Annotated in this window: 13 protein-coding genes; 2 read left to right on the plus strand and 11 right to left on the minus strand. The window is 67.6% G+C overall.

What is annotated here, in order from left to right; translation table 11 throughout:
- Window positions 1-52: 52 nt before the first annotated feature.
- Both argJ and leuA read right to left on the minus strand, forming a co-directional pair.
- Entirely contained in the window at window positions 53-1,276 is a 1,224-nt protein-coding gene (gene argJ / locus J2Y54_RS00680; RefSeq protein ID WP_310036109.1) for a bifunctional glutamate N-acetyltransferase/amino-acid acetyltransferase ArgJ, read from the minus strand.
- Between the two features lie 104 nt (window positions 1,277-1,380).
- Window positions 1,381-3,045: a 2-isopropylmalate synthase gene (gene leuA, locus J2Y54_RS00685; RefSeq protein WP_310036112.1), complete on the minus strand. Its 1,665-nt coding sequence runs from the start codon at window positions 3,043-3,045 to the stop codon at window positions 1,381-1,383.
- A 270-nt stretch (window positions 3,046-3,315) separates the two neighbouring features.
- Between leuA and J2Y54_RS00690 the strand changes: the two genes are divergently transcribed.
- A complete protein-coding gene (locus J2Y54_RS00690; protein WP_310036113.1) occupies window positions 3,316-3,708 on the plus strand; it encodes a BLUF domain-containing protein in 393 nt (130 codons plus the stop codon).
- A 23-nt stretch (window positions 3,709-3,731) separates the two neighbouring features.
- Here the strand turns inward: J2Y54_RS00690 and J2Y54_RS00695 are convergent, their stop codons facing one another.
- Both J2Y54_RS00695 and J2Y54_RS00700 read right to left on the minus strand, forming a co-directional pair.
- On the minus strand, window positions 3,732-4,364 hold the full coding sequence (locus J2Y54_RS00695; protein WP_310036115.1) for a YceI family protein: 633 nt from the start codon (window positions 4,362-4,364) through the stop codon (window positions 3,732-3,734).
- A 101-nt stretch (window positions 4,365-4,465) separates the two neighbouring features.
- Window positions 4,466-5,593, minus strand: a complete 1,128-nt coding sequence (locus J2Y54_RS00700) for a zinc-binding dehydrogenase (RefSeq protein ID WP_310036118.1) — start codon at window positions 5,591-5,593, stop codon at window positions 4,466-4,468.
- A 131-nt stretch (window positions 5,594-5,724) separates the two neighbouring features.
- Here J2Y54_RS00700 and J2Y54_RS00705 point away from each other — a divergent pair, with 131 nt between their 5' ends.
- Window positions 5,725-6,135, plus strand: coding sequence for a thioesterase family protein (locus tag J2Y54_RS00705; protein ID WP_310036120.1), 411 nt, complete (start codon window positions 5,725-5,727; stop codon window positions 6,133-6,135).
- A 2-nt stretch (window positions 6,136-6,137) separates the two neighbouring features.
- Here J2Y54_RS00705 and J2Y54_RS00710 read toward each other — a convergent pair whose 3' ends face one another.
- Genes J2Y54_RS00710 through J2Y54_RS00740 form a run of 7 tightly spaced genes read right to left on the minus strand, consistent with a single transcriptional unit; the run spans window position 6,138 to window position 12,568 of the window.
- Window positions 6,138-6,617 carry an isoprenylcysteine carboxylmethyltransferase family protein gene (locus tag J2Y54_RS00710; RefSeq protein ID WP_310036123.1) on the minus strand — a complete coding sequence of 160 codons (480 nt, stop codon included), beginning with the start codon at window positions 6,615-6,617 and terminating at the stop codon, window positions 6,138-6,140.
- 8 nt (window positions 6,618-6,625) lie between these two features.
- Entirely contained in the window at window positions 6,626-7,495 is an 870-nt protein-coding gene (locus J2Y54_RS00715) for an RDD family protein (protein WP_310036125.1), read from the minus strand.
- Complete coding sequence (locus J2Y54_RS00720; protein WP_310036126.1) at window positions 7,488-8,483, minus strand: stage II sporulation protein M; 996 nt, start codon at window positions 8,481-8,483, stop codon at window positions 7,488-7,490. The genes J2Y54_RS00715 and J2Y54_RS00720 overlap by 8 nt, the downstream gene beginning before the upstream one ends.
- Complete coding sequence (locus tag J2Y54_RS00725) at window positions 8,480-9,742, minus strand: DUF58 domain-containing protein (protein WP_310036127.1); 1,263 nt, start codon at window positions 9,740-9,742, stop codon at window positions 8,480-8,482. Before J2Y54_RS00725 ends, J2Y54_RS00720 begins: the two co-directional genes overlap by 4 nt.
- Complete coding sequence (locus J2Y54_RS00730) at window positions 9,739-10,695, minus strand: MoxR family ATPase (RefSeq protein WP_310036129.1); 957 nt, start codon at window positions 10,693-10,695, stop codon at window positions 9,739-9,741. Before J2Y54_RS00730 ends, J2Y54_RS00725 begins: the two co-directional genes overlap by 4 nt.
- On the minus strand, window positions 10,692-11,888 hold the full coding sequence (locus tag J2Y54_RS00735) for a DUF4350 domain-containing protein (RefSeq protein WP_310036130.1): 1,197 nt from the start codon (window positions 11,886-11,888) through the stop codon (window positions 10,692-10,694). Before J2Y54_RS00735 ends, J2Y54_RS00730 begins: the two co-directional genes overlap by 4 nt.
- A complete protein-coding gene (locus J2Y54_RS00740; protein WP_310036131.1) occupies window positions 11,885-12,568 on the minus strand; it encodes a hypothetical protein in 684 nt (227 codons plus the stop codon). Before J2Y54_RS00740 ends, J2Y54_RS00735 begins: the two co-directional genes overlap by 4 nt.
- Window positions 12,569-12,683: the final 115 nt, after the last annotated feature.

Below are 12,683 nucleotides of genomic sequence, written 5' to 3' on the forward strand. Positions count from 1 at the left end.
CCTGTCGCTGACGCGCGATGAGCCGCGCAGGAGGGCCGATAGCAAGCGAACCTCAGCTGCGATAGTCCGCGTTGATCGAGATGTAGCCGTGGGTCAGGTCGCAGGTCCATACGCTGGCGCGCCCGTCGCCAAGGCCCAGATCGACGCCGATTTCGATGTCCTGGCCCTTGAGATGCGCGGCGACGGGGGTTTCGTCATAGCCTTCGACCGCGAGGCCGCCTGACGCGACCTGGACGCCGCCGAAGGTGATGGCGAGCTTGTCGCGGTCGGCGGGTTCGCCGGCCTTGCCGACGGCCATGACGATGCGGCCCCAGTTCGCGTCCTCGCCCGCGATGGCGGTCTTCACCAGCGGCGAGTTGGCGATGCTGAGCGCGATGCGGTGGGCGCTGGCGTCGCTTTCGGCGCCTTCGACATCGATGCGGATGAATTTCGACGCGCCCTCGCCATCGCGGACGACGAGATGCGCCAGTTGGAGGCACAGGTCGGCGAGCGCGGCGCGGAAGGCGGCGGCGCCGTCGCTGTCGTCATCGGTGAGTGACGCATTGCCCGCCGCGCGGGTGGCGAAGGCGAGGACGGTGTCGCTGGTCGAGGTGTCGCTGTCGACGGTGATGCAGGAGAAGCTCTTGCGATTGGCGTCGGACAAAGCGCGCTGGAGGAAGGCGGGATCGACGGCAGCGTCGGTGAAGATATAGCCGAGCATGGTGGCCATGTCGGGGGCGATCATGCCGCTGCCCTTGATGATTCCGACCAGGTTGACGCGTTTGCCGTCGATGATCGCGGAGGTCGCTGCGCCCTTGGCAAAGGTGTCGGTGGTGCCGATGGTGTTGGCGGCATCCTCCCAGCCGCACGGTTCGGCGGTGAAGGCGGCGTCGAGGCCGGCTTCGGCCTTGTCGATCGGGAGGGGGACGCCGATCACGCCGGTCGAGGAGACGAAAACGTCCGATGGCTGGCAGCCGAGATGCCCGGCGACGCGCGCCGCAATCGCCTCGACCGCCGCGCGCCCGCGATTGCCGGTGAAGGCGTTGCTGTTGCCGGCATTGACCACCAGCGCGCGGGCTTTGCCGAGCGGGAGCGCGTCGCGGCACCATTCGACTTCGGGCGAGGGGCATTTGCTGGTGGTGGTGACGCCCGCGACCGCCGTGCCCTCGTCCAGCGTGACGAAGGTCAGGTCGCAGCGGTCCCATTGCTTGTAGCGCGCGCGGGCGACGCGGAGGGTGACGCCGGGGATGGCGGGGAGGGTGGGGAAGGCGGCGGGGGCAAGCGGGGAGCGGGTCATTGCGGTTCCTTACCGCTCACCCTGAGCTTGTCGAAGGGCTGTTCTTCCATTGACGGTTGAAAAACAGTGCTTCGACAAGCTCAGCATGAGCGGTTTGTTTTGAGTCAGGCCAGCGCACTCGCGGCGCTGAGTACCGCGCGGACGCTGGCGGTGGCGACGTCTTCGTCGATGCCGACACCCCAGACGGTCTGGCCGTCGGCGGTGCGGCATTCGACATAGGCCGCGGCCTGGGCGGTCGAGCCGTGGCCGATCGCATGCTCGGCATAGTCGGCGATGTCGAGATCGACGCCGAACCCGTCGCGGATCGCGGCGACGACGCTGGAGATCAGGCCGTTGCCGCGCCCGCTGACCGATCTGGACACGCCGTCCACTTCGACCGATCCGGCGAAGATGCGTTCGCCATTGGATGCGCGGGTTTCGTCATAGGCGCCGAGCGTGAAGCGTTGCGGCGTGGCGAGGCGGTAGGCGGTCTGGAAGGTCGCCCAGATATCCTGCGCGTTGAGTTCGCGACTGGTTTCGTCGGCCATGCGTTGAACATGGCGGCTGAAATCGGCCTGGAGCCGCTTGGGCAACTTCAGCCCCTTGTCCTGTTCGAGCACCCAGGCGACGCCGCCCTTGCCCGATTGCGAATTGACGCGGATCACGGCTTCATAGCTGCGGCCGAGATCGGCGGGGTCGATCGGGAGATAGGGGACTTCCCAGAAATCGTCGTTGCGCGCGTCCTGCGCGGCGAAGCCCTTTTTGATCGCGTCCTGATGGCTACCGGAGAAGGCGGTGAAGACGAGGTCGCCGGCATAGGGCGTGCGCGGATGCACCGGGATGTTGGTGCAATATTCGACGGTTTTCACAACCTCGTCGATGTCGTCGAAGGTGAGGCCGGGATCGACGCCTTGCGTATACATGTTCATCGCCACGGTCACCAGGTCGCAATTGCCGGTGCGCTCACCATTGCCGAGCAGGCAGCCCTCGACGCGATCGGCACCCGCCATCAGGCCGAGCTCGGCGGCCGCGACGCCGGTGCCGCGGTCGTTGTGGGTGTGGAGCGAGATCACCACGCTGTCGCGATTGGGGATGTGGCGGCAGAAATATTCGATCTGGTCGGCATAGATGTTCGGCGTCGCCGCCTCGACCGTCGCGGGCAGATTGAGGATCAGAGGGCGTCCGGGGGTGGGCCGGAGCACGTCCATCACCGCGGCGCACACCTCGATCGAGAAATCCAGCTCGGCGGTCGAGAAGGTTTCGGGGGAATATTCGAACTGCCAGTCGGTATCGGGCTGGGCAGCTGCGCCGTCGCGCAGCATGCGGGCGGCGTCGGTGGCGATGGCCTTGACCTGATCGCGCTCCATGCCGAACACGATGCGCCGCCAGGCCGGGCTGACCGCGTTGTAGACATGAACGATCGCCTGTTTCGCGCCGCGCAGGCTTTCGAAGCTGGTCTCGATCAGGTCGCGGCGCGCCTGTGTCAGCACCTGCACCGTCACGTCGTCGGGGATGCGGCCGTCGCGGACCAGGCCGGAGATGAAGTCGAATTCGGTCGCGCCCGCGCTGGGGAATCCGACCTCGATCTCCTTGATCCCGACGCGGCAGATCAGGTCGAAGAAACGCGTCTTCTTTTCCGCGTCCATCGGGTCGATCAGCGCCTGATTGCCGTCGCGCAGATCGGTCGAAAGCCAGCGCGGTGCGCGGGTAATCGTGCGGGACGGCCATTGGCGGTCAGGCAGGTTGACCTGGGGGAAGGGGCGGTATTTGACGCTGGGGTCGCGCAACATGAATCATCTCGCTTCGGAAAACGGGTCAGGCGGGGTGAAATTGCCCTTAGGCCGTGTGCGCGGCGGACAGCCGCACCGATCCACGCCCTAAGGGCGGGTAAGTCGAAGCAGGAGAAGGCTGCGGTTCAGCAACATTATGCTGCGCGCATAGCCGCACAACGCAACAAATGTCCAGACCGGCATTTTACGATACGCCCGGCCGGGCTGGTAGCATTCTATAAACAATGGGTTGGCTATGGTTGTGACGGGCGGGGGCCTGACAGGACTTCAATGCTTCAGATCATGTATATCAGCACCGGCGCCTGCGCTCCCGAGGACATTGCTCAGATCCTGACGGTGTCGCGCGCCAACAATCGCCGCGATTCGATCACCGGCTTGCTCTATGCCGATGACCGGCGCTTTCTGCAGGTGCTGGAAGGGCCGGAAGCGGCAGTCGAGCGCGCCTTTGCGCGGATCGGCGCCGACAGCCGGCACCGCGCGGTGGTGGTGCTGTCGCGCCGCACGATCGACGCGCGCGAATTCGGCGACTGGGCGATGGCGCATCGCACCCCCGGACTGGAAAGCGACGCGCTGATCGCGCTGATCGCCCAGCGGCTCGAGACCGCGTCGCCGAATGTCCGCGCCACCTTTGAGGGCTTTGCGAAGATCCGGCGCGCGGCCTGAGCGGTTCCTTCTGGCCCGAGGCCTTACTTCTGGAACGCGGCGGCGATGGTCAGTTCGACCTCGTCGCTGACCAGCGGCACGGCATAGCCGAGGCCGAAGTCGCTGCGCTTGATCGTCGCCTCGGCCTCGAACCCGACATTTTCCTTGCCGCCCATCTGCGCCGGCGCCTTGCCCGCGCCGTAGAAATCGACGTCGAGCGTCACCGGCTTGGTCACGCCGTTGAGGGTGAGGTTGCCGGAAACTTTGGCTGCTTCGCCGCTCGCATCGACCATTACGCTTGTCGAGACAAACCGGGCGTCAGCGGGCGCCGAGCCGAAAAAGTCCGGCTTGCCGCCGTCCTTGCCGTCGCGCAGCAGATGCGCGGTGAAGCCGGGCACGCCCGTCACCATCTTCGACACGGGGATGGTCACGTCGACCTTGGACGCGGCGGGGTTCTTCGGGTCGAGCTGCATCGTGCCGGTGACCTGACCGAACAGGCCCCAGAGCGGCGAGAAGCCGAAATGATTGACCTCCCACTTCACCAGCGTGTGGTTGGCATCGACGGTATAGGCGCCGCCGGTGATGGCGGCCTTGTCCTTCGAGCCCGGCATCTGCTGGGCGATCAGCGGGGTGGCGAGTGCGGTTGCTGCGATCAGGGTGGCGGCAATGAGGCGCATGGATTGATCTCCGGAAATGGTTCGGGGGCGCCACGACAATGCGCGACGCCCCCGTCGAGTTCAAATCACGAAAAGGGAACACATGGTTTCCCGGAGCGCGCTCAAAGTTGCGGGAGGATCAGATATTTCTCGCCCGTCGCGCGCCGGTTGTAGGCGGCGATGCAGCCGGGTTGGACCGCATCCTCCAGGCTGATGCGGTTGCTGTAGCTGCTGGCGAAGGTCGTGCGAATCTCGGCAGCGACCTTCGCGCGCATCCGCATCACTTCCTCCATCCCCGCCTTCATGAGATACGGGGTGAGCAGCCAGCCGCCGACGCCCCAGATCATACCGAATCCGCGATTCAGCTCGGTCGGCGCGGTGCTGAGGCCGCCATAGATATAGACCTGCTTCATCGTCGAGGAGCCATAGGGGCCGTTCGCCGGGTTGGTGCGGACCGCCGCCGCCTCCATCGCAGTCAGGATCTGTCCGGCGAGCTTGCCGCCGCCGATCGCGTCGAAGGCCAGGAATGCCTGGGTTTCGGCAATCGCTTCGGTCAGTTGCGCCATGAAGTCGGGCGCGCTGCTGTCGACGACATGGGTTGCGCCGAGGCTGCGGAGCAGCTGGGCCTGCGCGTCGCTGCGCACGATGTTCACCAGCGGCACGCCTTCGGACAGGGTCAGCTTGACCAGCATCTGGCCGAGGTTCGAGGCGGCGGCGGTGTGGACCAGCCCCTTATACCCTTCGCGCCGCATCGTCCCGACCATGCCGAGCGCGGTCATCGGGTTGACGAAGGAGGAGGCGGCTTCCTCAGCGGCGATTCCGTCGGGAAAGACGAGGCAGTCGCGCGCGCGGAGCAGGCGATACTGCGTATAGAAGCCGCCCCCGGCCGCCGCGACGGTCTTGCCGATCAGCGCCTGTGCGGCGGGATCGTCTCCGGCAGCGACAACCGTGCCGGCACCTTCATTGCCGATCGGCAGCGGCTTGCCCGCGCGCACGGCGACGTGGCGGCGCAGTGCCTCCGGGATTTCCGCGCGCGCGCCATAGCCGAGCGTGGTGAAGGCGTTGGAGTCGGCGACGCTGAGCATCACGGCCAGGTCGGACGGATTGATCGGCGTTGCCTCCACCCGGATCAGCACTTCGTCCCCGACCGGCTGCGGAACCGGCACGTCGCGCAGGGTGAGTTCGAGGCCGCCATCGTCGGTAACGGTCGAGAACATCTGCTTGGCCTGGGCCGGGATCGTGTCGCTCAATGCATCCTCCTTATGATGTTTGACATGGGCATACCGTGAATTCGAAAGCGGGATCAATGGGGCGTACGAAATCGTTGCGTGCTGCATCGTGCCCCCTCGCATTCGGGCGCGGTTTACGTTAAGGTGAACCTATGACCCGTGCAGCCATTCCGTTTGAAGTTCCGATCCCGGTCGATCCTGCCGACATCGACTTCATGGGACATGTCAACAACGCCAGCTATCTCAAATGGGTGCAGGCGGCGGTGCTGAGCCATTGGGAAAAGCTGGCGCCGGCCGAGGAAGTCGCCAAGCATTTGTGGGTCGCGCTCAAGCACGAGATCACCTATCGCAAGCCCGCTTTCCTGAACGACGAGGTGGTCGCGACCGTGCTGCTCGAAAAGGTGCACGGGGTCAGCGCATTTTATGAAACGGTGATCCGGCGCGGCGACGATGTGCTGGCCGAGGTCAAGTCGCGCTGGTGCTGTGTCGATGCGACGACGCTGCGCCCGGCGCGCATCGCCGAGCACATCGTCGAGCATTTCTTCGGCAAGCGCGAGGGCTGACGCTAGAGCCAGCGCGGAACGCGGTGGAAATAGTTGAGATAGGCGGTGCCGAAGCGGTGCGCCATGTAACGCTCCTCGCGCACGATGACGCCGTAATGGATGGTCATGATCAGCGGTACCAGCAGCCATAGCGCCGCCGGCGCGTTCGCCGCGACCGCCAGCCCGATATAGGCCAGCGCCATGCCGAGATACATGGGGTTGCGCGTCCAGCGATAGACACCCTGAGCCACGAACGCGGTGGCCGGCTGCCACGGCGGGGCCGGCGTGCCGGCAGCGCGGAAGCGCAGTAGCGCCGCGGCGATCAGCCCGCCCCCGGCAAGGACGAACAGCGGCACCACGGTCCAGCGCAGCGATCCGGGCATATCGAGCCCCTGGGTGCGGACCACCAGAAATTCGAGTGCGATGCCGGCCAGCAGAAAGCCGAGATAGATCAGCGGCGGCGGCGCGATGACGCCTGGAATGTCGGACTTGGTGTCGGTCATGCGCTTTCCTAACCCGCTGAATCGAACTTGTCGCGCTTTCGCTTCCCGAACAACAGCCGGCGCTCGAGATGGCGGCGCGCGGCGGCATAATAGGCCTGAAGAAACGCGCGATCGCCGGCAAGGCTGGCCTGATCGTCGCGCCGCCCGAGCTTGCGCCGGATCACGCCGGCCACGGTGGTGATCGTGTCAGGATCGTCGCGCTGAAGGATGTCGGCGAGCCGCTGAATTTCCATCTGGCCATAGGCATCGAGCTCTTCGGGCGCGAAGGCGAAGCGTTCGACCTGATCGACCGCGGTCTGGGCGAGCAGGTCCGGCGCAATCCGGGGACGCTCATTTTCCACCACCCAGGTGCCGGCAAGCAGGTCGCCGGCACGGAGCCGATCGCGGTTGAACAGCGGGAAGAACAGGAACAACGCGGTCCAGCCCAGCCCGAACAGCGCCAGCCAGCGATTGCTGAACCCGTCGGACCGGGCCGAGAGCAGGAACAGGGTGGGGAGAAAAATCTCGATCTCGCGCATCAGGTTGCGCGCGAGGATCGCGCCGCCGGTCAGCCGCGCACCGTCCCGCGCGACCACGCGGAGCTTCAGCGCGCGCTTGCCCGGGGTGGCGGCACGGGTGCCGCTTTCGAACAGGGTGAAATAGAAATTGCGCAGCAGGAAGAAGCCGAGCAGCCACAGGATCTGGGCGACATTGCTCGCCTGCGACTGGGTCAGCAGCCCGATCGCGGCGATGGTGAGGATGATCAGCAGCGCGAACATGATCGCAGCATCGATCAGGAACGCCGCCGCGCGCGCGCCCGCCGGGGCGAGCTGAAGGTGCAGCGTTGCCCCTTCCGGAGTCACCAGCTGCCGGGTCAGGCGGGTGCTGCGCTCAGCCATGCGCGCGCCGGCCGACAAAGCTGAAATAGACCAGCCACAGCGCAAACATGCCAGCGGCAATGGCGAAGCGCGCGATGTCGTCGGTGATCAGCTGACGGGCGAACCCCTCCAGCAAGCCGGCAACGAGCAGCATCAGCACCACCCCGATCATCACCAGCGCGCCGCGACGCCCGGCCTCGCCAGCCGCTGCCAGACGGCTGCGCGCGCCCGGAAACGCCACCGCGCGCCCGATATGCAGGCCAGCGGCACCGGCGAGGATGATCGCGCTGAGTTCGGTCGAGCCGTGGATCATCAGCCAGCCGGTGAAGCCGACGCCAAGCCCCTTGGAGATGAACGCGGTGTAGAAGGCGCCGATCAGGATCCCGTTGCTGGCAATCAGCAGCAAGGTCGGGATTCCGAACGCAAAGCCCAGCGCGAAGGCAAGGATCGACACCTGGCTGTTATGGGTGAAGAGCGCGGTCGCGAATACCTCAAGCCCGCCCTTTTCGGGTGCGCCGTAGATTGACTGGCGCAGGGTTTCGGTGCTCGCCTGCATGTTCCGGCCATTGGCCAGCTCACCCGGCACGATTGCGTTGAACCAGCCGGGATCGGCCAGCACGAGGAAATAGCCGGCGAGCGCGCTGCCCAGGAACAGGGCGGCGATGATCAGCGCTTCGGGCACGATGCCGCGCACCGCCGCCGGCCAGCCATGCGCGAAAAAGCCGGCAATCTGGCGCCATGCCGGCTCGCGCACGCCGTAAAGGATGAAATAGGCGCGGGTCGACAGGCTCTCGAGATAGGCGATCATCGACCCATCGAGCGAGGTTTCGCGCGCGATCGAGAGCGATGAGAGGGTCGAGCGATAGAGGCGCGGCAGCGCGACCAGATCCGCGCTGCTGAGCCGGCGCGGCGATTTGCGCTCGACCCGATCGAGCAGCGCTTCCAGCTGCTGCCAATCAGCTTCGCGTTCGGCCCGAAACTGGCTGACACCGAAAACGGGGATGGTCATGGGCGTTCGCGCTCGTGGATATAGCGCTCGGCCAGCGCCAGGGGCAGGTCGTCGGGGCTGGCCTCGACCACGTCGATGCCGAGACGTTTGAGCCGCTCGATCACGATCCGGCGTTCGCGCAACAGCGTGTGCGCGACGGTGGCGCGGGTCACGTCGTCGGCGGTGACCGGGCGTGCATCGAGCAGCGCCTCAAGCTCGAGGTCGCGGAACAGCACGAACAGCAGCCGGTGCCGCGCGCGCAACCGCGCCGCCGATGCGAGCATCAGTTCGGCACTGGTCGGGTCGGTGAACTCGCTGAACAGGATGATCAGGCTGCGGCGCTGAAGCCGCTGATCCAGCGCGACCAGCGACAGCGTGAAATTGCTTTCCTGGGCGCCGTAATCGAGCTCCGCCGCGGTGCGTTGCAGCGTGGCAAAGCCATGCCCGCCGGTCATGCTGCCCGAATCGGCGAGCGGACGGCCGGCAAAGCCGAACAGGCGGACGGAATCGCCCGATTTGAGCGCGACAAAGGCAGCGAGCAACGCCGCCGACACTGCGCGGTCGACGCGCGGCGTGCCGGCCACCGGTTCGCACATCGTGCGCCCGCAATCGACCGCGAAGACGATCATGTTGTCGCGTTCGGTGCGATATTCGCGCGCCAGCAGCGCCAAGTTGCGCGCCGAGCTTTTCCAGTCGATGGCGCGGCGCTCCATGCCGCTCTGAAAGTCGGTCAGCGCGTGAAATTCGGTCCCGTCGCCGCTGTCGGGGCGGATGCGCGCGCCGAACTGGCGGCTGCGCAGGAACTGGCGCAGCCCCTGTTCGCGCACCGGGCGCAGATCGGGCAGGATGCGGATGACGATGTCGAGCGCCGCGCTCCCCTGACGATAGGCGAGGCCGAGCGGTCCGCGGGTGCGCGCCCAGACGCGCGAGACGCGCGCCTGTCCACGGCGCTGTGCGGCGAAGCGCAGGGACGGGGCGCGGCTGTGCGGGTCAGCGAGCGGATCGAGCGGCGGCGAGACATCGACGGCATAGGCAAGGCCCGGCGTCGCCCCGGCGAGGGTGACGGGCGCGCCGACCTCGACCGTCCCGGGGGCGACGACCTGAAGATCGCTGGCGCGGATTGCCGGCGCGAACAGGCCGTCGAGCAGGACGAGCAGCGTGATGCCGCCCGCCCACGCCACCGCGAGCAGCCAGCCATCGGGGCGCAGGACGCCGAGCAGCAACGCCGCCGGCGCTGCCGCGACGACGAGCGCTACCGCACGCTGGCTGGGAACGATCAACGGGGTGCCTCGACCCGGTCGATCAGCTGGGCGACGATCGCGTCGGCGCTGCGCCCGTCGATCTCGGCGGCGGGCGAAAGCACCACACGGTGCCGCAGCAGCGGCTGGGCGAGCAGCTTGACATCGTCGGGGATGACATAGTCACGCCCGTCGAGCGCGGCGGCGGCACGGGCGGCGGCGGCGAGCGCGGATGCCGCGCGCGGCGAGGCGCCATGGGCAAGATCGGCATGATCGCGGGTGGCGCGGATCAGGTCGACGACATAGGCGACGATCTCATCCGCCAGCCTGACCCCGAGCACCGCATCGCACGCGGCGGTCAGCCCCGGCGCGGTGGTGACCTGCGTGACGCCACTGTCTTCCGGGCGCGGCGAGCCGGTGCGGGTGCCATATTGCGCGACGATCGCGCGTTCGGCGGCGGCATCGGGATAGAGGATCGCGAGCTTGAACAGGAAGCGGTCGAGCTGTGCCTCGGGCAGCGGGTAGACGCCCTGTTGCTCGATCGGGTTCTGGGTGGCGATCACGGTGAAGCGGTCGGAGAGTTTTTCGGTGGTCCCGTCGATCGTGACGGCGCGCTCCTGCATCGCTTCGAGCAGCGCGGCCTGGGTCTTGGGCGGCGTGCGATTGATCTCGTCCGCCAGCAACAGCTGGGTGAACACCGGGCCGCGCCGCAATTCGAACGACGAGGTCTGGAAGTTGAACAGGCTGGCGCCGACGATGTCGCCCGGCATCAGATCGGGCGTGAACTGGATTCGCCCGAAATCGAGGCCGAGCGTGCGCGCGAAGCTTTGCGCCAGCAACGTCTTGGCGGTGCCCGGTGCGCCTTCGAGCAGGACGTGACCGCCCGACAGCAGCGCGATGGTCAGCAGCCGCGTCGCCTGCGCCTGTCCCACCACTGCCTTGGCCACTTCGGCATCGATCGCCGCACCGAGGTTGCGGACGTCGTCGAGTGTCATGCCTTCAATTCCTTTCGCCAATCGTCGAGCGCCTGAGCGGCGTGAAGCAGGTCGGTTTCGGTGGTGGCGCCGCGCACCCGGTCGGTCGCGGCGGCGTAGGATGCGGTGGTAGCGAGCGAATCGAGATGCGCATCGAGCGCCTCACCCTGCAGCGTGCGGGGCAGCGCGAGCCGGCGCGCCGCCCAGTCGCGCATCGCATCGGCATAGGCGGTGCCGCCGTCCTTCACGCGACCCGCGCGGCGGGCGAGGCTGACGATATTCTCGATCAACGCGGCCTTGCCGAACGGAACCGCGCGCTGTTCGCGGCGGACCGGGCCGAAGCGGACCAGCGACGCCACGCCCGCCAGCAGCGCGGCGAGCGCGAGCGCGATCGTCACCCCGGCAAAGGGCGGTTCGAAGGCGAGTTGCAGCACGCTGCGGCCGCCGCTGCCATAGGGGAGCATCGTGTCGAACAGGATCGTGCCGGGCGCCGCCGGATCGAGCCCGGCCAGCAGCGCGAGCGCCGCGCGGGCATTGGCGCGATGCGCCAGGCCGTGATTGTTGAGCAGATCCGGGTCGGACAGGATGTAGATGTTCTTGCCCGGCACTTCGGCCAGCACGGCGCCGCCCGTGGCGGTGGTGATGAGCGGATAGAGACGCTCGCCGCGAAGCGATTGGGTCGATTCCGGCGGGCGGAAGGCGGGGATGGGCAGGCTGGTCCGCGACACCAGCGGGGCCGGCGCCTCACGCGCGACCGTGACTGTGACCAGCGGGGCGAGCAGGGCCGCGACCCGATCTTCGGGAAGCGGCGCGACCTGCTGCTCGCGCCAGGGGCGACGCGGTTCGGGCGTGGTGAACCATTTGGGCAGGATGATCAGGACCGGCGCATTGGGCCCGGCGGCGTCGGCGAGCGCCGCCTCCATCTCCTCACGCGTGGTGCGGGCATTGGGGGTGAGGATCAGGATGCCGCGATCGGGCCGCGCCGCCGGATCGCCGGTCTCGACCACGCTGCCGCCGGCAAGGGTGACGAGCCGGGTGAGGCCGTAAAAGCCGGTGGCGGTCCGGGTCGCCGGGCCGGGCGCATTGCTGCGCTGGCGGTCGACGCGGTCGCCATAGGCGCTGACCAGCAGATAGCCGAGCGCAAACACCAGGCCGGCGGCAACGACCAGCACCATCGTCCGGGTGCGGAAGGGCGAGGCGGGGGGCGGGGTCATCGGCCGAGCGCAAAGCCGGCATAGTCGGCGCGGGCGCGGGCCCAGTCCGCCGCGCCCAGCGGGTGACCGGCGAACAGGCTGCGTTCGACATCGGCGACGATCCGGCCGAAAATCGCGCGTGCCCCGTCGGGAAGCTGATCGATCCGGCCAATGTCGCGCGCGGTCAGGGATGGGCGGAGCAGGTCACCGCGCCAGCGTTCGATATCCTCCACGCTGCGGTGGAGCAGCAGGCGCACGGCGGCGTCATAGTCGCCGGCGGCGGCGAGTTGGTCGGCCTCGACCAGCAGCGCACGCGCGGTGGCGGCTGCCGGCGCCCAGCCCGGATTGGGTGCCGCGTCCGTGCCGCGCCGGGCCAGGCGATTGGCGAGCCAGGCGCGTGCGGGCGGAAACGCGGCGACCAGGATGGCAAGCACGACCAGCGCAAGCGCGGCCCACATCAGCACGGTCCAGCCGCCGCCCACCCATTGGATGAAGCTCCCGATCGCTTCGAACAGATCGACCAGCCAGCGCGGCGGCTTGCGCTGCTCGAGCGAAAATGGCGGGAAATCGAACTGGATGCTGGCGTCGCTGCGCAGCGTGCGGTGCGCGGCGTCGGCGCTGGCAGCATCGCCAAAGGCCGGCGACGCGGCGGTCGGCGCCGCCGTTGCGTCGCGCGCAGCGCTTGCGCTTCCTGCCGTCATTCCCCGCGCCCCCGCAACTGCTTCATGCTCTTGGAGCAAATCGGCAAATTGCGCGCAACGCTTTTCATCCCTAACGTCGGCAAACAGCGCGGCGGTTCGACTGCGCGGCATCGGA

Source organism: Sphingomonas sp. BE123 (assembly GCF_031456015.1).
In the GTDB taxonomy this organism is placed as follows: domain Bacteria; phylum Pseudomonadota; class Alphaproteobacteria; order Sphingomonadales; family Sphingomonadaceae; genus Sphingomonas.